At 64.5% G+C, this 25526-nt stretch carries 24 protein-coding genes; 6 read left to right on the plus strand and 18 right to left on the minus strand.

Annotated elements, in window-relative coordinates; all coding sequences use genetic code 11:
* Positions 1-303 precede the first annotated feature (303 nt).
* Together ACSYAO_RS10315 and ACSYAO_RS10320 are read left to right on the plus strand one after the other, a co-directional pair.
* The gene (locus tag ACSYAO_RS10315; RefSeq protein ID WP_440566909.1) at positions 304-4803 is read left to right on the plus strand and encodes an ATP-binding protein; all 4500 of its coding nucleotides are present in this window, start codon (positions 304-306) and stop codon (positions 4801-4803) included.
* Positions 4740-6218, plus strand: a complete 1479-nt coding sequence (locus ACSYAO_RS10320) for a hypothetical protein (protein ID WP_440566911.1) — start codon at positions 4740-4742, stop codon at positions 6216-6218. Before ACSYAO_RS10315 ends, ACSYAO_RS10320 begins: the two co-directional genes overlap by 64 nt.
* A gap of 342 nt (positions 6219-6560) precedes the next feature.
* On the opposite strand, the gene ACSYAO_RS10325 is transcribed toward ACSYAO_RS10320, so the two are convergent.
* Positions 6561-7589 carry a hypothetical protein gene (locus ACSYAO_RS10325; protein ID WP_197655501.1) on the minus strand — a complete coding sequence of 343 codons (1029 nt, stop codon included), beginning with the start codon at positions 7587-7589 and terminating at the stop codon, positions 6561-6563.
* 624 nt (positions 7590-8213) lie between these two features.
* On the opposite strand from ACSYAO_RS10325, the gene ACSYAO_RS10330 reads away from it, so the two are divergent.
* Entirely contained in the window at positions 8214-8585 is a 372-nt protein-coding gene (locus ACSYAO_RS10330; RefSeq protein ID WP_049463370.1) for a DUF3653 domain-containing protein, read from the plus strand.
* A gap of 24 nt (positions 8586-8609) precedes the next feature.
* Here ACSYAO_RS10330 and ACSYAO_RS10335 read toward each other — a convergent pair whose 3' ends face one another.
* From ACSYAO_RS10335 to ACSYAO_RS10355, 5 genes are all read right to left on the minus strand, one after another.
* Positions 8610-9194, minus strand: a complete 585-nt coding sequence (locus ACSYAO_RS10335) for a hypothetical protein (RefSeq protein ID WP_049463371.1) — start codon at positions 9192-9194, stop codon at positions 8610-8612.
* A gap of 44 nt (positions 9195-9238) precedes the next feature.
* Complete coding sequence (locus ACSYAO_RS10340; RefSeq protein ID WP_080356585.1) at positions 9239-9676, minus strand: DUF4124 domain-containing protein; 438 nt, start codon at positions 9674-9676, stop codon at positions 9239-9241.
* A 363-nt stretch (positions 9677-10039) separates the two neighbouring features.
* Positions 10040-12166, minus strand: a complete 2127-nt coding sequence (locus ACSYAO_RS10345) for a hypothetical protein (protein WP_049463372.1) — start codon at positions 12164-12166, stop codon at positions 10040-10042.
* 279 nt (positions 12167-12445) lie between these two features.
* Entirely contained in the window at positions 12446-12793 is a 348-nt protein-coding gene (locus tag ACSYAO_RS10350; RefSeq protein WP_223224610.1) for a hypothetical protein, read from the minus strand.
* A 39-nt stretch (positions 12794-12832) separates the two neighbouring features.
* Positions 12833-13111, minus strand: coding sequence for a hypothetical protein (locus ACSYAO_RS10355; protein ID WP_223224611.1), 279 nt, complete (start codon positions 13109-13111; stop codon positions 12833-12835).
* Positions 13112-13322: 211 nt separating this feature from the next.
* On the opposite strand from ACSYAO_RS10355, the gene ACSYAO_RS10360 reads away from it, so the two are divergent.
* The 3 genes from ACSYAO_RS10360 (at position 13323) to ACSYAO_RS10370 (ending at position 15364) form a co-directional block, all read left to right on the plus strand.
* The gene (locus ACSYAO_RS10360; RefSeq protein WP_100437624.1) at positions 13323-14078 is read left to right on the plus strand and encodes a tetratricopeptide repeat protein; all 756 of its coding nucleotides are present in this window, start codon (positions 13323-13325) and stop codon (positions 14076-14078) included.
* Positions 14079-14536: 458 nt separating this feature from the next.
* Positions 14537-14893 (plus strand): hypothetical protein, encoded by a 357-nt coding sequence (locus ACSYAO_RS10365; RefSeq protein ID WP_049401575.1) that lies wholly within the window; start codon positions 14537-14539, stop codon positions 14891-14893.
* Positions 14894-14917: 24 nt separating this feature from the next.
* The gene (locus tag ACSYAO_RS10370) at positions 14918-15364 is read left to right on the plus strand and encodes a hypothetical protein (RefSeq protein ID WP_223224612.1); all 447 of its coding nucleotides are present in this window, start codon (positions 14918-14920) and stop codon (positions 15362-15364) included.
* Positions 15365-15381: 17 nt separating this feature from the next.
* Here ACSYAO_RS10370 and ACSYAO_RS10375 read toward each other — a convergent pair whose 3' ends face one another.
* From ACSYAO_RS10375 to ACSYAO_RS10430, 12 genes are all read right to left on the minus strand, one after another.
* Positions 15382-16113, minus strand: coding sequence for a hypothetical protein (locus ACSYAO_RS10375; RefSeq protein ID WP_049463452.1), 732 nt, complete (start codon positions 16111-16113; stop codon positions 15382-15384).
* 104 nt (positions 16114-16217) lie between these two features.
* Entirely contained in the window at positions 16218-16439 is a 222-nt protein-coding gene (locus tag ACSYAO_RS10380) for a hypothetical protein (RefSeq protein ID WP_049463373.1), read from the minus strand.
* Entirely contained in the window at positions 16436-17059 is a 624-nt protein-coding gene (locus tag ACSYAO_RS10385; RefSeq protein ID WP_049463374.1) for a nucleotidyltransferase family protein, read from the minus strand. Before ACSYAO_RS10385 ends, ACSYAO_RS10380 begins: the two co-directional genes overlap by 4 nt.
* The gene (locus ACSYAO_RS10390) at positions 17035-18096 is read right to left on the minus strand and encodes an XdhC family protein (RefSeq protein ID WP_049463375.1); all 1062 of its coding nucleotides are present in this window, start codon (positions 18094-18096) and stop codon (positions 17035-17037) included. Before ACSYAO_RS10390 ends, ACSYAO_RS10385 begins: the two co-directional genes overlap by 25 nt.
* A gap of 9 nt (positions 18097-18105) precedes the next feature.
* Positions 18106-20310 carry an aldehyde oxidoreductase molybdenum-binding subunit PaoC gene (gene paoC, locus ACSYAO_RS10395; protein ID WP_049463376.1) on the minus strand — a complete coding sequence of 735 codons (2205 nt, stop codon included), beginning with the start codon at positions 20308-20310 and terminating at the stop codon, positions 18106-18108.
* The gene (locus ACSYAO_RS10400; protein ID WP_049463377.1) at positions 20310-21260 is read right to left on the minus strand and encodes an FAD binding domain-containing protein; all 951 of its coding nucleotides are present in this window, start codon (positions 21258-21260) and stop codon (positions 20310-20312) included. Before ACSYAO_RS10400 ends, paoC begins: the two co-directional genes overlap by 1 nt.
* Positions 21257-21904: an aldehyde dehydrogenase iron-sulfur subunit PaoA gene (gene paoA, locus ACSYAO_RS10405; protein ID WP_049463378.1), complete on the minus strand. Its 648-nt coding sequence runs from the start codon at positions 21902-21904 to the stop codon at positions 21257-21259. The genes ACSYAO_RS10400 and paoA overlap by 4 nt, the downstream gene beginning before the upstream one ends.
* Positions 21905-22271: 367 nt before the next feature.
* Positions 22272-22604 carry a hypothetical protein gene (locus tag ACSYAO_RS10410; RefSeq protein WP_414574381.1) on the minus strand — a complete coding sequence of 111 codons (333 nt, stop codon included), beginning with the start codon at positions 22602-22604 and terminating at the stop codon, positions 22272-22274.
* A gap of 126 nt (positions 22605-22730) precedes the next feature.
* Positions 22731-23246, minus strand: a complete 516-nt coding sequence (locus tag ACSYAO_RS10415; protein WP_049463379.1) for an Ohr family peroxiredoxin — start codon at positions 23244-23246, stop codon at positions 22731-22733.
* 22 nt (positions 23247-23268) lie between these two features.
* The gene (locus ACSYAO_RS10420) at positions 23269-24036 is read right to left on the minus strand and encodes an SDR family oxidoreductase (RefSeq protein ID WP_049463381.1); all 768 of its coding nucleotides are present in this window, start codon (positions 24034-24036) and stop codon (positions 23269-23271) included.
* Positions 24037-24165: 129 nt separating this feature from the next.
* The gene (locus ACSYAO_RS10425; RefSeq protein WP_049463382.1) at positions 24166-25197 is read right to left on the minus strand and encodes a LysR family transcriptional regulator; all 1032 of its coding nucleotides are present in this window, start codon (positions 25195-25197) and stop codon (positions 24166-24168) included.
* Positions 25194-25502, minus strand: coding sequence for a sigma factor-like helix-turn-helix DNA-binding protein (locus ACSYAO_RS10430; RefSeq protein ID WP_097047566.1), 309 nt, complete (start codon positions 25500-25502; stop codon positions 25194-25196). Before ACSYAO_RS10430 ends, ACSYAO_RS10425 begins: the two co-directional genes overlap by 4 nt.
* Between the last annotated feature and the right edge of the window lie 24 nt (positions 25503-25526).

A 25526-nucleotide genomic window follows, 5' to 3' on the forward strand; every position in this document is an offset into this window, starting at 1 on the left:
CCTCGCCTGCTTACCGCTGCTGAGGTTGGCACCTGCATTCGCCAGTTCCGCCAGTTGCGTCATTGGTCGCAAGAACAATTGCCGGCCAATAGCGGACTTTGGATCTGGCGATAGCTTCCCGGTACACGTCGACTGATCTGCGTTCTGATGGGCCACGAAGCGACGCGCAAGCACCTGTGCTGAGCAAAGACGATTCTCTAAGATGTCGGTATGAGCACCCCTGATCCAGTAGACCGCGGCAAGGGTACCGCTGGCGGTACAACACCGACTCGGCGCGCGCCTGGCGCAGGCGAGCGGAATGCGATGTTCGGCTACACGCGTCAGTACGCCTCCGCGGCCGCCGCCATCTACCACGGTCTCCAAACCCGTCAGTTGCGCTGGGTGGGTGTGGCGGATCGGTGTGCGGGTATCGCTGACGATGTCGTACTCGGCTTCGACGATGAGGTCATCGGCCATCAGTTCAAGTCCAGTCGCGATCCGGACCCGTTTCGTATCGCCACCCTCCTGACCGGTGGGTCGGGCTTGCTGCCCGGGCTGTTGCAAGCCTGGCAGGAGCTGAAAGCCAGCTGCCCCGACGTGCGCATCCGCCTGCGGGTCGTGGTGGACGATACGCCGTCAGGCGCTGATCGCGTCGGCAACGGAGGCTCGACACGGGAGTTCGTCGCCGAGTGGCAGGGCAATCCGGACCGGTCGCTGGCGGAGTGGAGCGCTACGCCGTGGGGTCCGTTCGTGCACGATCTGCAGGCGGCCGCCGGGTTGAAGCAATCCGAGTTTGAGGACTTCTTCCAGCACCTCGAATTGGTGCACGGTGACCAGCCAAATTTTGCCGCGCTCTACGGAATCACGAGCCGAACCCAGCCACAAGTCGACCGCATCGCCGATCGGCTCCCGCACCTAGTCGCGCGCGTCCCTGAACGCGATCGGTGGACGCGGGCGGAGTTTCTTGAGCAGATGAGCTGGCCTGAGAACGAGCCGCGACATCGCCATCAGTTCCCTGTCGGCGTGGCCGTGCAACGCAATCCCAGCACCGAGGCGCAACTACAGCGCGTGGTACGAGGCAATCCAAAGGGCTACGTGTCGTTGGTCGGCCCGCCTGGTTCAGGCAAGTCGACTCTGCTGCAGATCGCGCTGGAAGCCGAGCCACAACTCGTGGTCGTGCGTTACCTTGCCTACGTACCCGGTGGAGCGCAAGGCATCGGTCGCGGGGAATCGGCCGACTTCCTGGAAGACGTGGCTGCCGGTCTGCGCAATACCGGCCTGCAAGGGGTACGATTCCTTAGCGAAAACGAGAGGCACCGCCGGGAGGAGCTTGAAGCCTTGCTGGGTCAGGCCGGGGAGCGGTTTACCACGAACGGCCTGCGCACCTTGATCATCGTCGACGGTCTTGACCATGTGCCGCGCGAAGAGCGGCCGACGCGATCATTCTTGGCCGACCTGCCCTTGCCGTCAGCGGTGCCTGCCGGGGTGCTCTTCATCCTGGGTACCCAGCTCTTGGACCTGCCCGACATTCCACCGGCCGTACGTGACCAGGCCAGCGTGGCGGAGCGGCGGGTCGAAATGCAGGGGCTCTCCGTGGCGGCCATCGCTGACATGGCCGATGCTCTTGGCGTGCCGACGGCGGTTTCCCGGCCACGCTTGCACGAACTGACCCGAGGCCATCCGCTGGCAACGCACTACCTGCTACAGGCGTTGGTTGCGGCGGAAGATGACGCGACGCGTGATCGGATTCTGCGCGAGGGATTCCAGTACCTGGGCGAAATCGACGAATTGTACGCGGCCACCTTGCGCGGTCTGAGAGAGGACAACGAGGTGCTCGATATCTTGGGCTTGGTGGCTCGGGCCGAAGCACCGCTGGATCCGCGCGACCTAGAAAGCCTGTATCAACCAGCTGCCATCGAGCGGACCTGGCGTCAGGTCCGTCATCTGCTCAAGCGTTCAGGCCAGGCATGGTCCATCTTCCACAATAGCTTTCGGCTGTTCCTAATCCGACTCAAGCCCACGCGTTACGGGCTGCCGGACGCAGACTACTCAGCGAGCGCCTACCGCAAGCTGGCGAACTTGGCCGCACAGGCTCCCGCGAACTCGCCACAGCATTTTCTGGCTGCTCGCTACCTGATGCGCGCCGGGGCACATGTCGAAGCGCTGGCCTTGGCTACACCGACGCTATTACGCGCGCAATACCTGGCCGGGCGCGCGGCGTCGGAGATTCGTGCGGACATTCGCCTGGCATTTCGTTCCCTGCAAATGGTGGTCGACCCAACTGCGGCATTTACATTAATCCTGGCCGCGGACGAGATGTCTCGGCGCGCCGAGGCTTTCGACGAACCGGACGAATCGATCCGGGCGCTACTGGCGCTGGGACGGCTCGACGAGGGCGAAGATTTTCTCGACGAAGTCGGGGGCGACGGCTTCTTGGTCGTAGATGCATGGTTGAAGCAGGGCAACCTGGATCGGGCGCGAACTTTGTTCGAGCAGATCGAACCGCTGCACGATCTGGGCATTGGCCGTATGAGTAGCGGGTATTCCATGCGCGTGGACGAATTTGGCCAGTGGGCCGAACGCGCGAGCGAGTTTCGCTCGCTCGCCGAGCTCGTCGCAGGGATCGACCGCATCGTCGAGGCGCTGCGACGCGAGCTTGGTCCGACCGGCGAGCCCGAAGAAATTGGCACGAAGCTGCGCGAGCGCGCGGCGCGGGCCGTGCTCGCGCGCAATCCATTGGCTGACCGGGATGCGTTGATCGCCGACCTTCGCCTAGATCCGACGGCAAGAGCACTGCTGGCCGCCCAAGCGGCGCGGCAGTTGCTTGCGGACGGTGAGGATAGGCTCGCGCAAGCGACCGCCGCGCTCGCCGAAGCGGTCGCCGACGCTGCGGCGCTCGCACAGGTATCGCCCGGACTTCGCCGAGCCACGGCCCTGCTTGCTGTGCGGCGCGGCTTCGTCCCGCAAGCGCGCGCACTGTATGACGGCGCGTCGACCAAAGGGCTGAACAGGCTGGACGACGCTACAAACTTAGACCAAACAGGCCATGTCGTTCGCGCTGTCATGGAATCTGCTGAACTGGGCGTGTGGATGAACTTGCCGGTGCCACGGACATTACCGCCTAGAATCAATATCTTGCGCCCGCTCGAGCAGTTCGCCCTTGAGACCGGGCAGTTGGCCGCGCATAGTCGACGCGCCCCGAACACCGTCGCGGCTGGCTCCGCGACCCGGCTGTGTGCCAGCTTTATGCGCTACGTGTGCCGGGCCGGCACGGGTGGGGGCGATGAGCATTTCGGCGCCCTGCAGCTTGAGAGGGCAGCGCCCAAGGTGTTGGGGTCCTTGCTCCAATCGGCCTCACGCCTTGGCGCATCAGAACTCGCGGGCACGGTGGCGGCCTTCGATCAGGTGCTCGGCGAACACCCGCACCAGGGAGGTCGCCACACGCCTTTGCAGATCTTGGTGGCAGAAGCTATGGCCCGGATGAGCAACGATGTTGGTGGCGCGCAAGTGCGCCTGGAAGCCTTACTGGCTCAGCGCGAGATTGGGACCCCGAGCCAGTTCCTGGCCAGCACAGCACGGCTAGCGCAGGCCTTGGCGCGCATTGGACGCACCGAGCGTGCGCACGAGCTGCTTGCGCAGCAGCGCGGGGAGACCTTGGGCTACGCCCTGCCGGCCAAGAAGGATCCGCAATACGCCTTTTGGGCCAATTTGCTGCAAGCCGCCAACCGGGCAGACCCGCGCGGCCGGGCTCATCGCGTTCGTGTGCTGACGCGCCAAGCGATCGGAATGAGCTCCACCGAAGGGCGCGATGCGGCGCACCGGTTGGCCCATGTTCTCGTAGTCGAGGCCGCCGCTGACAGCGCAGCACTAGCGTCCAGCGTTGGGGACGCCCTACTTGCGCACCAGCTGATCGGCTTCCCGGCGATGATTGACGGCTTGATGAAAGGCACCGTGCGCCGCGATCCGACGCGCGTTCTGCCCTGTGTCGAGCTGTGGGTGGCGTTGTGCCTGCCCTTCCACCGCGCAGTCTACTACCGAGAATCGGAAGAAGGCGAATTCCTGCAAGAGGCCATCCGCCTTGCAGCGCCCGAGCAGGTTGGCTGCGTGCGTAATCGACTGCTTGAGAACATTGAGCGACACGCACTGATCGACGTGCGGCCGGATGCGCTGGCGGCCTTACGCGCCGCGCTGCTCGCACGTGGCGAAGATGCCAGCCCGGTCGACGCCGCCTTGCAACGCCTGGAGGGTGTTCCCCACCTGCGTCGCCGGATGCACAGCTCGCCCACGCGCTACGACAGCGTGTCAGACATGGTGCAGCTGATCGCGCTTCTCGATACGGACAGGACGGGTGTGGAAATCAGCTACGGGGCGACAATGGCGTTTGTACGCTTGCTGCCGGACGCGGACCTCCCTGGGGCGCTGGCCCTGTTCGATCGCCATCCCAAGCTTCAGGCCGATTACCAATGCCGCTTCGGTCTGGTGGACCGCGCACTGGCCGCAGGCGATCATACGACCGCGACCCGCCTGGTCGCCGCCTATCCACTGGTCGGCGACGGCAGTTCGCGCTGGTCTTGGATGTGGGGTGGCGGGCTGCGCCGCTACTTCGCGGCACGCTTGCAGCTGGAAGGCGAGGCGGTATTTCACAAAGCCTATGACAACTTCACCGCCACGCTAGTGGGGGGGAAGAGTCGGTCAGCGCGCTGCTGTGGGATGCTGACGATATCTGGCCGGTGCTCACGGCGTCGCCCGATTGGGCGGCGATGTGGGCCGCGGTGGAGGAACAACTGCCGAGTACGCGCGACTACCGACTTGGTGAGGATGTGAGCGTTGATGCGGTGCAGACGGACGCCACCCTCGCTGCCTCCCTGATCGAACGCATGCTCTCTTTGCCAGTGACCGACGTGCGCTGGCATGCCGGCCGCGCCGCTCTCGCGCTAGCTTCCGCCGATCCGAACACGTTCGCGCACCTGATGCTCAGCCTACTGGCCAATGACGAGGACGACGTTGTCATCGACGGCCTGCGGCTGATGCACAGTGCGACATGCGCGGAGCTCAAATCCGAGACGGTCGCGCTCGTTGTTGGCCTCATCGCCCATGCCGACTTTGGCATTGGGGAACTCGCCCGGCAGCTCGCCACCCGCTGGGGCCGCGAAAGTGATCCGGTTAGGACGCCGATGCCTGCATTCTATAGCTTCGCGCTTCCGCCGATTGGCGCCCCCGACCGCGCGGACCAATTGCGAGCACAGCCTTTCGGCCCCCCGTCTGTGTCCGATCCCGCAGCTTGGAGCGCGCCGTTCCCGGACGCCATTGAGCTGCTCGCCCAGATCGCCGGCGTGTCCGAGGATCACGTGCGTCATCGCGTTCAGCAGCTGATCGACGGCTGGGGCGGCGTGGAAGCCTTCGGCCAAGCGGGCATCAATTGCTTGAGCGCCCGCTTGTCGATGTTTGGCCTGCATAGCGCGTTCTTCTACCCCCACGTGATGGCGGCACTGCGCGCCTTGCGGCGCGTTGCCGGCGAGTTGGCGGCCGCCGGCCGCATCCCGGGCGACCAGGTCGATGACCTGCTGCTCGCGTTGAATTTGGCTCCGGCTTGGCTTCGTACCGACGTGGACCTGCGGCCGGCGTTCGTCAGGCGTCCGGTCCTGCCCGAGGGGGGGGGTGATGAGGAGGCGTGGCTGGAGGGCGTTAGCGAGGATGTCGCCCATCACACCTCCGCGGACTTCGTCCTAGGCGAGATCACGTGCTACCGCGGCCGCTACTTGGATTTCCGCTACGAGTGGAGCCAGTTGCGGTTGCTGGGCGCGCTCTTGAATATGCAGGGAGATCCGACCAAATTGGTGCACATACTGCCGACCGGCTCGCCCGTTGAGCTGGTAGCGCGGCCCAAGTTCGGCGCAATGCCGCCCTGGGAAATGGTCATAAATCCGCATATCACCGAGCAGCTGCACTGGCGAACAGTGGATCAGACCACGTGGCACGACGTCGATGGCGAAATGATGGCGACCGCGTATTCTTGGCGGGACGGCAGACCGGATACCGAACCGCACGGCGAGCACCTGGGGGGCGAGGGCGCCGCCATAGTGCTGACCGCGGCCGGCCGCAAGCAGTGGGAGGCGGTGCGCGGAAGTGCGCGCACTGATGTGCTGGCGCTACGGAGACTGCAGTACGAAGGTAAAACCTATGGGCTAAACGCGCATGCCAGGCATCCTGCGCCGAACCAGAGCGATGGCAGATCGTAGGGCGCCAGCCTGTATTGCTACACCCGTCGTCGTCCGTGCTTTGGGTCGAAAGCGGACGTTACAACCGGGCCAGCCGGCAGGCCGTCCCAATATCCGCTTCCGGCCAGGAGCAGACTCTGCCTCTGGAACAATCAGCCTTGCTGCATCCTGCCTACGTGAGCCTCGGCGGCCAGGGCCACTAGATTTCTCAAATCCTGCGCCATATGAACGGCAGCGGCACAACCTGGCCAGGCACCAGCAGCACTGCAAGGTTACACACGTCGCCTAGGTACTTGTCGATGTTTCGGGTGTCTACGTGGCCAGCGGACAACTGGACGCAACCAATCTCGTGCCGGCCAGCGATCAGGCGAAGACCTCATCAAGGAGGTCCCGAAGCGCGCCGTCCAGCCTCGGGTCGCCCTGTCGTTGCAGGGACAGGTACAGGGACAACGGGTCCACGACGGCGCCCGCGCCTCCCAGGCGGGTGGAATAGGCCCAATGCTGCACATCTGCGTAGCCCTCGCCGGCCACGGGAAACCATGCCGGTTCCGGATGTCGACGGAAGTAGTTTCGCGGGATCGCAGCGACCGGTCGCGCTGGCACCGCCAGTTCGGTGAGCACGGACAGGCCGGTTTCCCCCGAGGCACGACAGTCATCGGCCGGCAGCATGGCCAGACCAGCCTTGCCGATACAGGTGGTGCGCAGCACAGGCGAGCGCAGCCGCGGCAGCGCGGCCTCCCACAAGGATCGGCGCGCCATCACGAATCGCAGGCTCGTCTCCCGTCCCTCGCGCTGGGCGCTGACCAGGTTAGCTGCCACCAATTCGCGGGCGACCCGCGAGGCGGTCATGCGCGAGTAGCCTGCCTCGCGCGCCAACTCGAGCGGTGCCCACGAGACGCTCCCAGGGATGCCGCGCTTCTCCAATTCGGGCCGCAATAGGGCGGCGAGGAGAACCGCTTGTGCCGGATGGCTCAGCTGCCCACCAACGGACAGGGACACCGGTGGAGACAAATCGCGCTCGCGCAGAATCATCAGGAAGCTCGGAGCGAACAGCTGACTGCCAGGAACAACAAAATCCACCCGAGACTCGACGAGTCTGGTGCGGATGTAGGGCGACACGCCCGAGAGCACGAGAACGACCCTCAAACCCGTCTTTTCAGCAAGTCGATTCACCTCCTCGATCAGCCGAGAAGGTGGCATCGGTTCCGCCTGCGTCGAGAATTTGACCAGTAGCACCCGGCGGCCCAGTAGATCAATGTTGGCCAAGCTGAACAGGCTGGCGAGGAATTGGGGCGGAGTGCATGCCTTGGAACTGGGCCAAGACTCGAGCTCACCGACCATATCGGGCAGTAGAGATTGGAGGTAGCGAGCAGCGGCGTCGAGATCGTTCATACAAAGGACCGTAACATCGATATTCGACCGTAACACGCATTGGTGACGGTCGAATTCTTCTGTTACGGTCCCCGCGCACGAGCGACCCTGCTACTCAGGAAGGCGAGCGCACCGTTCAGACTCCAGCGGCTCAACCTGGTGACTGATGGGGCGCTGACGTAGTCCCGCCGCATCCAGTAGCACAACGAATCTAATCTGAAGCAAGGATCGCAGCGGACCGGTCAGGCCCAGAATCTAACCAACGCGTCCGTAGATCCCACCAGCCTCTGAACGGTTACAGCCGAATCCACCGTCACTCAACTTGTTAGGAACCGGGGCGGAGCGGAGTTCATTACCTTGCCGATGCACAAGGATCGCTGCATTGTGTTGCGATTGCACCACGTTCGGCGCACAGCATTGCTGCTGCACCAACTTAGGTGCATGGCATTGCTGTTGCACCAACTTCTCTGCATTGCGTTGACGGACATCCATGTCCGCTCCATAGCCCTACGCAGCAACGTGGTGCGGAGGAGCTCTCACGCTCATATGTATCAATGACTTACCATTTCGTCCTTCGTTGCGTGCAACACTCTGGCTTGGCTCTTGCCTCCCTGCAGGCTCCCCCGACAAGGAAGAGCTTGCAGCATGATCGAAATCGATCCGCATGACCGAACTGACCTAACCGGCCCTTGGGCCGGTTTCGGCTTCCAAGCTGGACACATGTTCACTCCCGAAGGTCACCAGCTGGAACCCTGCGATATGGCCTGGTGGTCCCTGATCTGCAACATTGCGCGGGAATGGCGACTGATGATGGCCGAGGCTCGCGCAGACTTGGCTGCGCGATCGGCTCCGGCCCCCACGGGATCCGCCACGGCGAAATCCGGCGTGATCTACCTTGCCGAAGTCCTCAGGATTCGCCGAGAACGGCGGTTGGGCGTCGGTGATCCTGGCTCCGGCGCCGAAACCTGCAATGTGGTCTACATGAGCCGTGGGCCGAGGTCCCGCCAGCGCGTGTGAGGCGCTTCCGTAGGGGCGCTGCCCCTACACCCCGGGGATCTTTCCGTGCTCGAACACCCACCACACCATCCGTGAAATGTAACCGCCGCCAAATAGCAGGACGGATATCTGCAGGAAAACGAGCCGCTTCTGCAGATTGCTCATGAGTGCAATGGAGAGAGCGCCTTCATATCTGTCCATGGCAAGCGTATGCCGCGCGATCCACCTCTCGCCGAATGGCGCGGCCTTAAGAACCAGCCGTTGAACGTCAATTGGTAAGGGGGAAATGTCGTAGGAAGCCGAACCGCCAAGGCGGTCCGTTTCCTTGGCTCCCATCTCATACGCAGCCTTCGCAGCCTGGACGCCAGTACCTGCTCCCTTAGCGGCGAACCCGATCACCATCGTGACAACACACGTGAAAAGCCATGCGGCAAGGACGTTTGCGCCAAGGGCGGCTGCTATTGAGGAGCCGGTGGAGATGGCGGCAATAAACGCAGCTCCGGCTGCGGCGGTCACATACGAGCTTAACGCCCCCACTGAATCTGACGTCGAGAAAGCCACCGTGCGAATCATCAAGCTCGCATGGAACTTGGCTTCGTTCAGATTGCTGGTCGAGAAATCTTCCGCCACCTAGGCCCTCCTGTCACTGTGAGTCCAAAGAATCACGGCTTTGGTTACTTGCATGCACGCCAAACCATGTCGTCCATGCGTCGCCCAACGTCAAATGGGCGATTGGTGCCATAGGCCCGGAAAACGCGCTCACGCTCGGCACGTGCTGCCTCGCACGCGTTGGCGTCCTTGTACTGCGAAACGTGATGTAGCTGGCCGCCACCACCGCCATTTCTGTAGACCGGAGCCGGGCGCGGTGCCGGTTGAGGCGTGACAGCGGCAGAATTCTGCTGCCTGATCATATCCAGGCGACGCTCATTGGCTGCGGATTCGGCAGAGCGCGGGGCAACCTCAACATTCCACGTTTTCGCCGCCTCACCATTGGCGCATGGCATCGACTGGTACTCAACGCGGCCCTTGGTGACGCACTTGTAAATCTGCTGAGCGCCTACTGGCGCAGCCATCACGCACAGCACCGCTGCTGCCGCAATCCTTGTGACCATGACTTCCCTCTGTAGCTGGGCCGAAGCTTACCTCCTTAGCCTTCAGGTTGGCGAGTACGGGCGGGGTCACAGCCTTGTGGGGATCGCTGGCGTGGTCATGTGGCTGCTGCTTTGGAATGAGGGCGTTTCCGGGAAGCTGCCGAGCGCCCTATCCCCACGCGCGATGGCGTTCCCATTGATGACCGCCCCACTCTGCTCGATCCGTTCTGGCTGCGCCGTTGGCTCTGCTTGGCAATGGCTGCGGCTCTGGCTCGGCTCTTGCCTGCCTGTAAGTTCCCCCGACAATTACGAGCCTGTTCCGTCCAGGTGTGCTTTGCCGGCCCCAAGCGGAAGCTCTCCCAAGTTGCCTGGTCTCGCTCTTACTCAAGGCCTTTCTCCGTCGGCGCGAACATCCCGCTCCGCCTTGAGAGATAAGGCATGTTTGAGTTGGTGGTGGAAGTTGTAGCTTTGATATGTCAGGTTTCTTAGAAAACCGAGTCGCTCGAAGAATTCGGCCGGCCCTTGGATCCCATCGAGCAGCCCAAAAAGCTGCGGGGCACTCAGGAACCAGTTGCCGAATGCGAAGGGGTCCTCCCCCTGAAAGCCAAGCTCTTCCCAAATCTGCAGGTGTCCGGTGAGCTTTGGCAACACCTTCTCGTTCAACTTTTTAAACTGACCCTTGAAGGTGTTCTGGATTGCAGGGTCGATCGCTCCGTAGCGAGCATTCAACATCGGCCACATCAGCTTTGAGATCGCAGTATGATCCTGGAAAAAACCAAAGTCGTACAGGGACAAAGCGATGCGATCGACGGTCTGGCCTCTCCAGGTCAAGGTGTGATTCACCTTCCGTGTTTCCTTATCGTAAAGCTCAAGCTCGCCGTGCTTTCGTAACTGCATCTCATGCCCAAAAGACTGCTCCATCGCCGCAACCACGCTGCCGGCGAGCGAGAGCAGTACGTCGACATCATTGCCGTTGGCGGCGTTTCGAGTGAGGGCCTTGGCCTTGGACTCAATGAATGCCAGGTTGCCAGCCTCGTCGATAACGATGTCGCACTCGCCATGGACCTTTGGCGTGTCGTAGTCGCCGGTATGAATCGCAATACCGTGCTGTGCGAACTCAAGTCGAATGAGCGCCTCGGCCCCTGCGCCAATCACCTTGCCCTGGAACGTGTCGGCACCTTCGTACCCGCGCACGGCACTGAGCACTGCCTCCACCATGCCCGGCCCGGCCACGGATCGATCTATGACGATAGCGCGCTTGCCATCCAGCCGGATCAATGGGCGCAGGTACAGGCTGTTGCCTGGGCCAGTTAGCGGATCTGCGCCGCGCACGGTCTGGTCGGTGGGACGGAAGAACTGCGAGTTTGGGCCCGTGGAAGGGTGCGAGAGCACGTCAAACAGGATGTGCTTGGCTAGCACAGGCGCCACGCCCGGAACGGTCTTGGCGATGTGCCGAAGGTCAAGAGAGACCGGACCGCGGCAATCTCCTATGGCCCGGTATAGCTGCTCGATGACGGAGAATACGTCATTTTTCGTCCAACCAGGACCGTAAGTTCTGTCAGCGGGAATCTCGGCCAGCAACGGCCGAAGCATGCGCAGCACATCGCTCGAGCGTAGTTGCGGAAAGGTGTAAATTGAGTCGTAGAGCGCTCGTCTCGTCAACGTCGCAACGAGCTTGTCGGTCGGGATCTGCGCAAAGATCGGCGGTGTGTAGTCCTGGACGTCATGAAGGGCGGCAAAATCCGTTGCTAGGCCGATAAGCTCTTCCCAAGCCTCGTTGCCAGGTCTGCGACTGTTGCGGCGGCAGACGTGCTTGGCGCTCAAGGCGATGAGGTAACCCCAAGGGAAGTCTGGTTCACGCGGACGCCCAACCCTCGTATCCCTGACGATCATGTACCGCTCCGAGTCGGCGTCATACGTTGCAATGGCCTTTCGGAACAACTCTCGGAGCAAGCTTAGTCCACCTAGATCGCCGATCAATTCCTCCAAGCGCGCGATCAACCGATCGTTAGTTTGCTGCGAAAGACGAAGTTGCGTGCGCTCGTGCTCCACCGGGAAACCGCGGTCAGCTAGGCGGCGCGCGGCGCGCGCAACCGCAAACTCGCGCGGGTAGCGCATGTCCAAGTTGTCAGCGTACCACTGGGTCAATAACGACTGCACGCGCGCGGCCTGGATCAAGGCTGTCCAGTCGATCGGCGCCGCGGTCTTGCGAGTATCGGGCGGCGCGGAGATCGAGCTAGCCGCCCCCAAAGTTTTCAATACCGGCTCGAGCGGTTGATCAAATAGCGCGTGCGCATATACGACTTCGGTTGTGAGGTCGCGGAGATGCTCTCGCACCCCGTACTGGTCGGGAGCGCTCAAGGCGCCCAAGCGCTTGTGGATAAGGTCCGACCACTGCGAAAGGCCTTTGCCGTGCGTCGCGATGCCGATGGCCTCCACGGCGGCACCCACGTCTTGTGACGGGTATAGTGCATCGAAGTCCTCGATGATGCGTTGGACCTCGCACAGCATGGGCTTACCTTGGGCGTTTGACGCTATCGTTTCAGACATTACTCGGTTAGCTCAGTCTTAATTAAGACAAACGGTACCGCATCCGGAGATCGTCATTCCACTGGTTCGCACGGGGAGCTAACTAACTAGTTCACCGAAGCGGGGAGTCGTCACTGGAGTGCATCCAAGGGAGCGCTCGGCCACCGCATACGGCAATCTAGGGCAAAAACGCCAAGCGCGAACGGGTACTCAATGTCTCGGTCGATCCAGAGCCATACCCCTGGTAGATCTTCCTAATCGCTACTGGGCTGACTTTGCAGGCGCTAAAGAACCACGCGCAACCTCCAATCTGCTGACATCGTCCGCACGCACAAGTAATGCATGCTTCTGCCCTGAGTCCCAAAACACATAACTATCACCAAAGCGACCCGCCAGTATCAGGCCGCCTTGCACCTTTCCGTCAACAGTCACAGCCACCGTGTGCTCGCTGCTATCGGCAGCGATCTTCTTGGTGCGCTCAGAACCAAGCCAGTTCGAAGAAAACGATACATAGACAAGCATCGCTAGGACATAGACCAGCCATGGTGAGTCCTTGAAGAAGGCCGGCAACACCGCCGACACGCGCACGATCACTGCGCAGATGGCCATCAAAGCTGTGCCTATCAGAAGCGGCCAGCCCTTCGCCCATCACATCAACGCGGCCGTGCCCACAAGGAAGATCGTCAAGACCAGCCATATCAACGGACTGGCCTTGGGCGTGTGCGTTGTCAGTTTGCCCTCAACCCAGCCGCCAAGCAGCAGGGCCACGAGCATGAAGAACAACACCAAACCGATGCCCGCTAAACCTGCCAGCGCAAGCTCACTCACTGCCACAAACTGAAAGGGATCCAGGCCGAAGTGGTCCCAATACGCCTTCAGATAAAAGCCCCCTTGAACCAAGCCAAACGTGACCAGCGCCGATCCCAACCAGCGACATTGGCCATCGCTAGTGCTTTTTGCGTACGTTCCATGTATTGCCCTCCATCAATGCAGCACCCTCACATAGTGACATGCAGCGCCCTACCTCGCAGAATCCAACCCTATTAACGTGACGCGTCACGCTCGATCGCCCCACCCCATTGGCACCCCACCCCTCCCCCACTATAGTTCCAGCCCCCACAAGGACGAGGCGGCGCACATGCCCTATATCGGAATCGGACTCCACGTACTGGCGGCCATCTACTTCGCGGTGCATGCCATCCGCTCGGGCCAGAGCCTCTATTGGCTCATCCTGCTCTTCTCGTTCCCGCTGCTCGGCAGCGTCGTCTACTTCCTGGCGATCTACTTCCCGGAAGTCCGCCACTCGCGCGGCGCCCGGCAGGCCATCCGCTCCGCCAAGCAGCTCATGGACCCGGGCCAGGACCTGCGTAACGCTCGCGCCGAGCTGGCGCGCACGCCCACCGTGCAGAATCGGGCTCGTCTTGGCATGACGCTACTGGATGCAGGCCAGGCCGAGGAAGCCAGAACCCTGCTCGAGCAGGCGGCCAGCTCGCCGCTGGGTGACGATCCCTACATCCTGACCGGCCTCGCCCGAGCCCGCCTTGAGTCCGGGCACGCCGCGCTGGCGGTGGAGACGCTGGACGGCCTGTTCGCCCGCCATCCGGATGTGCGCCGCAAGCCGGAACAGACCCTGCTTTACGCGCAGGCACTGGCAGTTACCCAGGCGCCCGGCACCCGCGCCGCATTCGAGCGCGCCGTGGAATGCGGAAACGATGCGGCCGCTCGCTGCCTCTACGCCGAATGGCTGATAGCGCAGCCGCAACCCGACGATCGCGAGCAGGCCCGCAGCCTGTTCGCAAGCATCATCGACGATGCCCAGCACTGGTCGCGGCATGCGCGCAGCCACAATGCGGCCTGGCTGGAGCGGACCAAGGCCGCGATGAAGGGCTGCTGACGCCTGTCGGGCTTTGGCAATCCTGTCGCATCCGCCTCGCTCACGGCTCCGCCGGGCGGATACCGACAGTTCGCAGGCCTGCACCACCGATATCGCCGATAGCATTGCAGCGCAAGGCTCCAGTCTCATTGCGCGGTATGCAACGATTCTGAAAATGTTGAAAGTGGTGTCGGCATCGGCCTTACTGCATTGGCATCACGCATAGGTCCGCGTATTCCTTGCCGTGCCACCGTGCATCGGTGGCCGGGATTCGAAACCCCGGTTCTACGCTGAAGTAAACGCTTGCCAGCCGGCATCACCCATCAGGTGGTGCCGGCTGGCAATCCGTCGGCCGGCTATGGCGGGCGGTGCGCGGAGGCCTTGTGCCTGCCGGTTTTAGCGTAGACCGGGTTTCGAACCTCGCACCGTCCGCCACCTTTATCGGTGGCGGCTTCTGCATGCATGCAAGGAGCCCAGCCATGACCCAGCCCCACTCCCCTGCCCCGCACGCGATCCACGACGCGCCCGCCAACGGCCCCGTGCTGGATCCGAACACGCTCGTCGCCCTGCTGCACAGCATCGGTTCGGGTGCCGCCTCCGATGGTCAGCCCTGGCCAGAGCGCCACCAAATGCCGGGCCGACGCATCGCCCTGGCCGACACCGACTGCTCGCTGGCGGGTCTTCGCGTGGTGCTGGAAATCCTGCTGGCCGCACAGCGCGCCCGCGAGAACGGTGAGTTGGAGCAATACGTTGGCCCGCGCGTCATGGAGGGCCTGATCATGGCCGGGTTGGGACTCACGGCGCATGCCATCGATCGAGTGCGCCCGGAGGGTTGAGTGGCCTGCTGCCGCTGGGCGGCCATGGCGCTGTCCATGGTTGCAGTGGTTACGGCGCAGTGCCAGTGGCCTGTGCCCCCCCTACCTTCGCCTCTCGCGTTCGAGACGATCCCTGGCTATCGCTTCTCAAATCTGCGCCGCCAGACGATCCAGTTCGTGGACGCTCGGCAATGGCAGGGATTCCACTTCGTGGAACGTAAAGAACACGGCAGCTTTCAGGTTCACTGCAGAGGCGTTCCGGTGCTGTGGCTGGAGAATCGCCCAGAGCACGTGCTGATGCAGACGTCGCTGGATGCGGAGCAGCGGGCGCCCGAAGTTCTGCAGTTGCGGGGGTTTCTTCAATGGCAGCTGCAGCCAATGGACTATCTGGAACAGGTGCTGATTGGCGTGCCGGAGCCTGTTCTGATGGATCGGGTGCTGGGGAAGCTCGCTGGTGTAGTGCCCGATGGGGCGCGATGTGCGGCGGAGTAGCCGAGCATGGCTCGGCTTTACAGGTGCGCGGTCTCGGCCGGTTCGGGCTCTTGTATGGAGCCTTCGAGAAGTGCGACGTAGGTGTCCAGGCGCGTGCGCAGGCCGGTCAACAGCCATCCTGTGAGGTAGAGCAGTACGAGCGCGTAGATGAGGAATGCGCCCAGCTGGCCGACGTCAAAAGCGCTGCTCCAGTCGCCCCATTTCCACTGCCGAAACTGCAGGTAGAGGGCGATCAGCAGCGGAAATGGCCCGAGGCGTTGCAGGCCGCCGTAGATCAGCCCCATGCGCTCGATCATGCTTGTGCGCAGGTGGGTGACGTACTTGAGGCGGCGCTCACGCTCGACCCTGGGGAATCCTCGAAGCTCGGCGATCACCGCTTGCCACTGGGCAAACTCGCCGTCCATTTCCTGCGCGTGCGACAGCCGTGGCTGCACGAACTGGCGGATTCCGCGGCGGGCCGCGAGAAATCCGCCGATGACAAAGCCTCCGATCTCCACCGCCAGGCACACCCTGACCAGAAGCAGCGCGGCCGTAAGCGGAAGCCATCGATCAGGCAGCTGGCTGCCGAGAATGCCGATGGCGGCCGCCAGCGCGCCCACGCGCAACGACCACCTCTCCAGCCGGCCGGCCTTGGGGTAGATGCTGTGCTGAGCCAGCCGCTGTACCCGCTGGTAAAGCCAACGGAAGGTCAGTTCCTGCTGCTTCGTCTGGTCCGGCGAATCGACTCCGCCCCCTGCCTGCATGTCCATTGCGTCCCCTGCCCCGCCGGCGCGCATGCCGGCGGCATCATCCTAGCCGAGCCAGAGCTATCTGAGCAGGTCCGGCAGCGGGTATTGGAAAGGTACGGCGGCGCTCAACCTGTGCCCCGCTCGCCTGACGACTTCACCGCTGCACGCCACGCCGGCCACGCCTGGCCCATCACGTTCAGCGCAGATCGGAGGAACCACAGCGCAATCACTGCACCCGCTGCGATGTCCGGCCAGCCGCTCCCGGCCAGTGCAACACCAGCGGCAGCCGCCAGCACGCCGAGGTTGGCGGCAACGTCATTGCGCAAGCGCTCGAGGGTGCGACTCACTCAGCATCGATCCAGCCCGCAAGGCGAGCACGCGCGAGATCTTCTGGCGTGTCGATATCCAGGGCCAGCTCCGGCGCTTGAAGGGCATGCACGGCATCGATGGGAAGCTGCCTCAAGCGCGCTCCGAAGCCGCGGTCACCGGTTGCGCCCGCAGCGTTGAACCATGCACGCGGCACTACTGCAGGAATGCCAAGCGCGTTTCCGTGACAAGTGCCCGCGCACCCTGATGCCGAGGCGCGGGCACCCAAAAGCAACGCCTGCAGATGGGAGTGCTCGATCGCGGGCTGGTCGCATGCCACGACCATCACGGCGGCCACCGTGGGCAGCAGGTGTGTGCCTGCGACCTGCAGGCTGCTGGCCAGGCCGCTTTCCCAGTGGTGGTTGGTTACCGGAGTCGCATCCAGTCCGGAAATGCTGGATGTCACGGCCTGTGCGTTCGCGCCCACCACCACCAACACCTGCGATGGCGCGAGCTCCAAGGACAACCGCACTACGCGATGTACAAGGCCCTCGCCCTGCCGGGTCAGAAGCTGCTTGGGCTGGCCGAGTCGGGTGCTCCCGCCCGCAGCAAGCACGACGACTGCATGCGCGGCCGTCATGTGCCGGCGGTGCTTCGCCATTGCTGCAGCTGCGCGGCGATGCTGAGCGAAATCGCCTCCGGCCCTCGGCCGCCGATGTTGAGGCCGACCGGCGATCGTAGTCTCGGGGACAGGCGGTGGCGCTGATCCGGAGTCAGCAGCTTGAACAGGTCCTCGCGCCTTCGCCGGGGCCCCAGCAGCCCAATGAAGGCAACCTCGGTATCGGCCAAGGCCACCAGCGCCTCCCGGTCCAGTTCGAAATCGTGGTGCATCACCAGCACCACGTCGCACGCGTCGGCATAGAGGGCCTCGGCCGGGCGCACCTGGAGCTGTGCATCCGCGCCCTGCCCCGCTGAGGACCAGCGAGCTCGTCGTTCGGCCACGCTGACCCGCCATCCCAGTCCCCGCAGCAACGGAACCAGGAAGGGCGTTTCTGGACCGCCACCCAGCACCAAAGCCCGTGGAAGCCGGGGCAACGGCAAACGCCATGCGCCCTCGCCAAAGGGCTGCGCCCCGTCCATCGGATGCAGCTGCCATGCCTGCTCGCAATTGCCGGCGCGGAAAGCGATCTGCCCCGACGTGCGAAGGTCGCGCTGGAGTGACACGCCGTCGCGCAACCAAGCCTCGATCACGTCGTCGATGCCGGACATGGCACGCAATGGCAGAAGCGCAATCCGAAGCCGGCCGCGGCAGCCGAGCGCGGACCCACTCAACAGGTCGTCGTCACTGCGGGTGTCGATCTCGATCCAGTCGACCTGCCCTGCCGCGCTCACCTGCTCCGCGCGTCGCGCGAGCTCGGGCTCCAGGCATCCGCCGCTGAGCCAGCCGACCTGGCTGCCGTTGCAGAACAGCACCATGTCGCCGGCACCGGCGTAGGTAGAGCCATCGGTTTCCAGCACCAGCGCGAGCACGGCGTGCTCCCCTGCGCGCACGCGCGTCAAGGCCGCCTCGAGCACGCTACGCGGGCTGCCTTCGGCGAGGAAGCCCTGCGCTGCGGACAGGTGCACGGCAGGATCCCTGGGCTCCACTCCCTCTGCCGCAGAGGCCTCCAGGGCGGGTGAGGCCACGGGTCGGTCCATGCGCAAGGGTCAGCCCACGTCGGGCAAGCCGGGCAACAGCTTGTCCAGGGTGATGGGATAGTTGCGCACGCGCACGCCGGTGGCGTTGTAGACCGCATTGGCGATCGCAGCGCCGACCCCACAGATGCCCAGCTCACCGACGCCCTTGGCCTTCATCGGCGAGATCACCGGGTCCAGCGTGTCGAGGAAGACCACGTCCTGGTGCGGAATGTCGGCGTGTACGGGAACCTCGTAGCCCGCAAGGTCGTGGTTGACGAACAAACCAAGCCGTTTGTCGACCACCAGTTCCTCCATCAGGGTCGCGCCTGCGCCCATCACCATCCCGCCAATGACCTGGCTGCGTGCGGACAGCGGGTTGAGGATCCGGCCGCCATCGCATACGGCAAGCATCCTGCGGATGCGCGTCTCTCCGGTGTAGGCATGCACGGCGACCTCGCAGAAATGCGCTGCATAGGTGCCGACATCGTAGCCCTGCTTGAAGTTGCCGAAGGCAATGCCGTCCTCTGCCGACAGTGTGCCCGCTTCGGCCAGGTCGATGGTCCGCCCACCCGCCTGGATACGGCCATTGGCGAAGTCTGCCGTATCGCCGTCGAAGCCCAGTTTCTCGCCCACCTTGCGGCGCAGACTGACGCACGCCGCGTACACGCCTGCGGTGGAGCTTGCCGCGCCCCACTGGCCACCGGAACCGGCTGAGGCGGGATGACGCGAGTCGCCGAGGGTCACCTGGACCCGGTCCAGCGGCACGCCCATGGTCTCGGCTGCCGTCTGCGCGATGATCGTGTAGGAGCCGGTGCCGATGTCGGTCATGTCGGTTTCCACGATCACCCCACCCTGGCCGTCAAGCCGTACCCGCGCCGCCGACTTCATCGTCGGCGCGCCGCGATAGCCCGCGGACACGCCCATGCCGACCAGCCAGTGCCCTTCCCTTACCTGCGCCGGCTTGGCGTTGCGCTTGTTCCAGTTGAAGCGCTCCGCGCCCTCGCGCAGGCAGCGCACCAGGTTGCGGTCGGAGAACTTCTTGGACGGATCGCCGGGCACGACCTCGGGCTCGTTGAGGATGCGGAACGCGATCGGGTCGAGGCCCAGCTTCTCGGCCATTTCGTCCATCGCCACTTCCAGCGCCATGTGGCCCGGCGCCTCGCCCGGCGCGCGCATTGCATTGCCTTCGGGCATGTCGAGCGTGGCGATGTAGTTGGCCACCAGGCGGTTGGCGCCTGCATAGAGCTTGGGCGTCTGCAGGGTGCCGTTCTCGCCGTCCTCGCCGTTGATATTGCCCGACCAGTTCTCATGGGCGATGGCGGAGATCCTGCCGTCTTTCGCGCAACCGATCCGGACACGTTGGATGGTCGCGTGCCGGTGCGTGGTGTTGTTGGGCATCAACGGGCGTTGCAGCGCGATCTTCACCGGCCGCCCGACCTGCCTGGCGGCCAGTGCAGCCAGCACCGCATCGGCGCGGATGAACAGCTTGCCGCCGAAGCCGCCGCCGATATAGGGCGAGTCCACGCGCACATTGCCAGCATCGATACCGAGGATCGCGGCCATGCCCTGCCTGGCCCAGTCGATCATCTGATTCGAGGTCCACAGGGTGAGCGTGTCGCCTTCCCATGCGGCGATGGTGGCGTGCGGCTCCATCATCGAATGACTTTCGTCGGCTGTGTGGTAGGTCTCGTCGAGCTTGACTGCCGCGCTCGCGTAGGCGCTGTCGAAATCGCCGAGCGTCTGCCGGTCGGGCTTGCCACCGCGCCCCTTTGCCAGCGGCGCGGACGGTGCCAGTGCTGGGAAATCGAAGCGCCCCTTGCCGCGCTCGTAGCGGGTGCGGATCAACGCCGCAGCGGCGCGGGCCTGCTCGAAGGTCTCTGCCACCACGCAGGCAATGGCCTGGTGGTAATGGGCGACCTCGGGCCCGCCGAACAATGGCGCATTGTTCCAGTTGGATGTGCCGACCGGTTTGGTCTCCGGTGCGGTGATCACCGCCAGTACGCCGGGGGCGGCACGTGCACGGGAGGCATCCATCGAGATGATGCGCCCCTTGCCGATGCCCGCGCCGACGATGTAGCCGTAGACCTGGTTTGGCGCCACGTCATGGCGCTCGTAGGCATAGGGGGCGGTGCCGGTGGTCTTGCGTGGGCCGTCGATGCGCGGCGTCGACTTGCCGACCACCTTGGCCTTGTCGAACAGGTTTTCGCCGGCGGGGGCGTTGAATTCGAGGGGCATCAGCGCTCTCCTTCGGCCAGAACGGCGGCGAGGGTGCGCTCTGCAAGCGCGATCTTGAACGCGTTCTCCTGCGTTGGACGGGCACCGGCGAACACCTGCCGGGTCGCGGCCTTGACGCTGTCGCGCAGCAGGGGTTCGGCTGCTTCGATGCGCCACGGGTTCGGTGCGACCCCGCCGAACGCGAACCGCGCCGAGCCGTCACGCTGCACGACCGCGGCGACCGACACCAGTGCGAACGCATAGGACGCGCGGTCACGCACCTTGTGGTACACGTGCCGGCCGCCCAGCGGCTCCGGCAGCGTGACGTGGGTGATCAGCTCACCGCGCTGCAGCACATTGTCCTGCTGCGGCGTGTCGCCAGGGGAACGATGGAAATTGGCAATCGGAATGCTGCGCGTGCTGCCATCGCCCTTGATGGTCTGGATCGAGGCGTCCAGCACACGCAAGGCCACCGCCATGTCGCCCGGATAGGTCGCGATGCAGCTGTCCGAGGTGCCGATCACGCCCATCTGCCGGGAGAACCCTTCGAGCGCGCCGCAGCCTGATCCGGGCAGGCGCTTGTTGCAGGGCAGATGGGGGTCGTAGAAGTACGGGCAGCGCGTGCGCTGCAGCAGGTTGCCGCCGGTGGTGGCCTTGTTGCGCAGCTGCCCGGACGCGCCTGCCACGATCGCGCGGGTCAGCACACCGTAGTCGCGGCGCACGCGCTCATGCGAGGCCAGCGCGGTATTGGTGACCAGTGTGCCGATGCGCAGGCCGCCGTCGTCTGTAGGTTCGATCCTGTCCAGGCCGATGTCCTGCACGTCGACCAGGTGCGCGGGCGTCTCGACCTCCAGCTTCATCAGGTCGAGCAGGTTGGTTCCTCCCGCCAGGAACTTGGCGCCCTCGGTGCCGGCGACGGCCTTGGCGGCCTCGGCAGGAGACTTCGCGCGCTCGTAACTGAAGACCTTCATGAGCGCCCCCTTCCAGAGGTCGCGCCAGCGACCTCTTGCATCGCCTCGGCAATGTTGGAATACGCGCCGCAGCGGCAGAGGTTGCCGCTCATGCGTTCACGCATCTCCATGTTGGTGGCGTGGGGCCGTGCGCTGACATCGGCCTGCGCATGGCTGGGGACACCGCGCTTGATCTCGTCCAGTACCGCCACCGCCGAACAGATCTGCCCCGGCGTGCAGTACCCGCACTGGTAACCGTCATGCTTGATGAAGGCGGCCTGCATCGGATGCAGGTCATCAGGGGTTCCGAGGCCTTCGATGGTAGTGATGGCATCGCCCTGGTGCTGCACCGCCAGGCTGAGGCAGGCATTGATGCGTTCACCGTTGACCAGCACGGTACAGGCACCGCACTGACCGTGGTCGCAGCCCTTCTTGGTGCCGGTCAGTTTCAGATGTTCGCGCAGGGCGTCGAGCAGCGTCGTGCGGGTGTCCAGCTCGAGCTCACGATGCGTGCCGTTGACGGTCAACGCCACCGAGCTGATGACCGGCGGCCTGGGCGGCGGGGATGCCGCCAGTTCGGCGGCGAGCGATGACGCCCCCGGTGCGGCGGACATCGCCATGGTCGTGGCGCCGCCGGCGATCACCTGGCGACGCGTCAACTTCATTCCTTCGTCCCAACTTGGCACAGTGACCTCCTGGCGTTCGGGGAAACCCCGTGGCTGGATGGACGCGCTCAGACTACCCAAGGGGCACTATGCCCGGCTGGGTAGTACAGATCTGTGAAGCCTGTCCAGGGTGTGCCGGCATCGTCGGCCGAGCCTGCTGGCCGGTCATCTTCAACGCCGCCTCTGGCAAACGTGCGCCTGGTGGACAGCGTATTGATGCCCAGGTAAAGCCGCCCAGACAGGCCCACGGCGCGCCATGGGCCTGTCTGCGGAACTGCGCCATGCGGCGCTCGGATACGGTGCTGCGTCGGTGGTCAGCAACCGCTGTGGTCCGGGCGAGCTGCCACGGCCGTGCGTGATGCTGGATTCATTGCCGTGTGGATCGACTGCGGGAAGACGCCAGAAGGATGAGCAGCACATAGCAGGCCAACGCCCCCAGGGCCAGGCCCATGGCCTCGAGTTCCCAGTTCCTGCGGTACGGAGAAGGCCCGATGAAGGCCCAGATCAACAGGAGCGCCCCAATCACGAGCATGGTCTTGTTGGCTGCTGAGATGAGCTTGGCTGCAGAGGGATACCCTAGATTGGGGTCGAACGGGCCGAGCATCCAGCCGAGGCTCTTGAAGTAGTCACGTGCAAGAAAGAACAGGAAGACAAACACCCCCATGAGCACGCTCCCCAGCAGCTGATAGTGCGGTTCCATGGCAGCCTCTTGAGGGGATCTGGCGTTTCCACGCGTGGACGATCCGCAGCTTAGCCGTATTTACATCAGGAGGGCATCCGTTGGCCGGAAGCGGACGTCAGGGCAATAGTCGAGCATGGCTCGACTCTACAGTGGCGGAGCCTGCGGGCCGACTCGCACATGCACCACATGGCTGATGCCACGATGGAACATCTTGGCGTACGGGCAGACGCGTTCGGTGTTGCGCACCAGTTCGCAGGCCAGGTTCGCATCCATGCCGGGAAGATGGACCACGATCTCGGCAGACAGCAGGTACAGCCCATCTGCCGGGTCACGGGCGAAGGTGACCGCCACTTCGACGCTGGGGTTGTGCAGCAGCAGGCCGGCACGCCCGGCCACCAGCACCATGGCGCCGTGGAAGCAACCGGCGTAGCTTGCGGCCAATAGCTGCTCGGGATTCGATCCGCCGCCAGGCCCTCCGAGTTCCTGCGGCAGCCGCAGGTCCACCGCCAGTGCACCGTCGTCCGATCGCACCACGCCGGACGCGCGCCCGTGCTGGGCCTGGCCGCCGGTCACCCGCACGCGGCCGGTGTACAGCGGCTGCACGTCGTCGCCCTGGTAGCGGTCCAGCATGGCGGGCGAAGGTGGCTTCAGCTCGGTCATTGGCAGGCGATCGATTCGTCGCTCAGGCGGGCTGCCGCTGCAACAGGCCGGACTGCTGCAGCCAGGCTTCGAAGCCGACCTGCCCCAGCCACGCCTGCCCCACCGGCACCAGCGTATCAATCTGCAGCGGCGCACCGAAGTACAGGGACTCGGCGTCTGCCACGACCTGCCGCGGGTCGCCGGTCCGCTGCAGATACTGCCTGGCCAGATCCGCCATCGCGGCGCGCTGGGGGCCCGCAATTTCCACTACGTCATTGCGGGGTGGCTGCTGCGCGATGCGTGCCACCGCTTCGGCAACATCCTCGGCGGCAATCGGCTGAACGTCGGCGACGGGTAAGCGCAGGGTCGCCCCATTGCCGGCGGACTGGATGATGCCCGGCAGGAACTCGAAGAACTGCGTGGAATGGATGATGGTGTACGGCAGGCCCGAATCGCGGATCAGGCGCTCCTGGGCGATCTTGCCGCGGAAGTAGCCGCTGGCCGCAAGCTTGTCGGTGCCTACGACGGAAAGCGCAACGTGGTGGCGTACGCCGGCACGGGCGGCGGCGGTCAGGATGTTGTGGCCAGCGGTCACGAAGAACGAAAGCACTGCCGCGTCTTCGAACGAGGGCGAGTTGGCCAGGTCCACCACCACGTCGACGCCTTTCATGGCGGCGTCCAAGCCTTCGCCGGTCAGAACATCCACCCCAGTGGAGGGCGCTGCCACCACGATGTCATGCCCGGCGGTGCGCAGGCGCTCAACCACCTTGCTGCCGATGCGGCCGGTACCACCGATGACGAGGAATTTCATGACGTGTCTCCTGGAATATAGAAGGGGCGACCGGCTGTGGCCGGGCATGCTGGAATCGTAGGCAGCGTGGGTGCGGGGCAGTAGGTCCGCGCTGGGGCGCGCACTGTTGCCCGGCACGCACCAATGCGTTCAGGCCCAGGCGGGCTGTGCGCCTGGCTTCATGGGGGTCGCCTGCTGGCGCGCTTCCCAATGCGAGATCACATCCAGTTCGAGCGCGCGCACCCGCTGCGTGCTGAAGTCGATGAAGGCCCGCACGCGCTTGGGAAGCTGGCGGCGGCTGAGGTAGCACAGGTAGTGGCCGCGATCGAGCGGCGCATGCCGATCCAGGCAGGTCACCACCCTGCCCGCCCACAGCGCTTCACGTATCTGATAGCTGGGCAGCTGGGCGATGCCCAGCCCGTCGATGACTGCCTGCAGCGCCAGGTCGGCATCATTGAACACCAGTGCCGCCGGCGGCTGCAGGTGCACATCGGTGCCGTCGACCCGGAATTCCCAAGGCTGCATGCGTCCGCCCGGCAGGCGCCGCCCGATGCAGGCGTGCGTGGACAGCGCATCCACCGACGACGGTAGACCCTGCGCCTGCACGTACGCCGGTGACGCGCACACCACCAGCTGCATCGGCACCAGCTGCTTGGCGATCACCTGGCTGTCTTCCAGCAGGCCGTCGCGGAACGCTACGTCGATGCGGTCACCCGCCAGGTCGGGGGCCTGCTCGTCCAGCAGCAGTTCTACCGAGACCTGCGGGTACTCGTCGCGGAAGGCGGCCAGCAAGGGGGCGATCACCCGCCGGCCGAAACCGTGGCTGGCACTGATGCGCAGGTGCCCGCGCGGCGGCCCCTCGCGCAGGTCGCGCATTTCCTCCAGCGCCTGCAGGATGCAGTTCACGCCCGGGTTGCAGCCTTCCAGGAACAGCTCGCCTTCGCGGGTCAGCGTGGTCGAGCGCGTGGTGCGCAGGAACAACCGCACGCCCAGCTGGCTTTCCAGCTTCTGCACGCTGCGGCTGACGGCCGAACGGCCGATGCCGAGGCGGTCGGCCGCGCGGGCGAAACTGCCCTCGGCCGCCACTGCAATGAAGGCCAGCACGCCGGCGTAGCTGGTGGAAAAGGATGCATTGAGCGCATCGTGGCCATCGCTGGCCGGGCTGGGCTGTGCGGTGTTCATGGGCGACCTGGCTCCAGGCGGGCACGGTGTGCGTGCAGGTGGTTCCGCGCCAGCGCCAGGCGCTGCCTGCACGCGGACAGGTCGAGCCCCAGCAGGGGCACGATGTCCTCGAACCCGGCGCCCAGCACGTCGTGCAGCAACAACACCGCACGTGCATCGGGCGGCAATTCGCGCAGTGCGGCCAGGAAGGTCTGCCAGACCTGTTCGCTGGCAGGGCGGAATGCGGTGCGCAGGTGCGATGAGGTGTCCATGCCCGGCAGACGGCCGAGCATCGGCCGCTGTGACAGGCCATTGGTGTTTTTCATGCAACAGCGTGCGGCCCGGCCACG

The sequence above is a fragment of the Stenotrophomonas sp. STK16_22 genome (assembly GCF_051984505.1).
In the GTDB taxonomy this organism is placed as follows: Bacteria; Pseudomonadota; Gammaproteobacteria; order Xanthomonadales; family Xanthomonadaceae; genus Stenotrophomonas; species Stenotrophomonas maltophilia_A.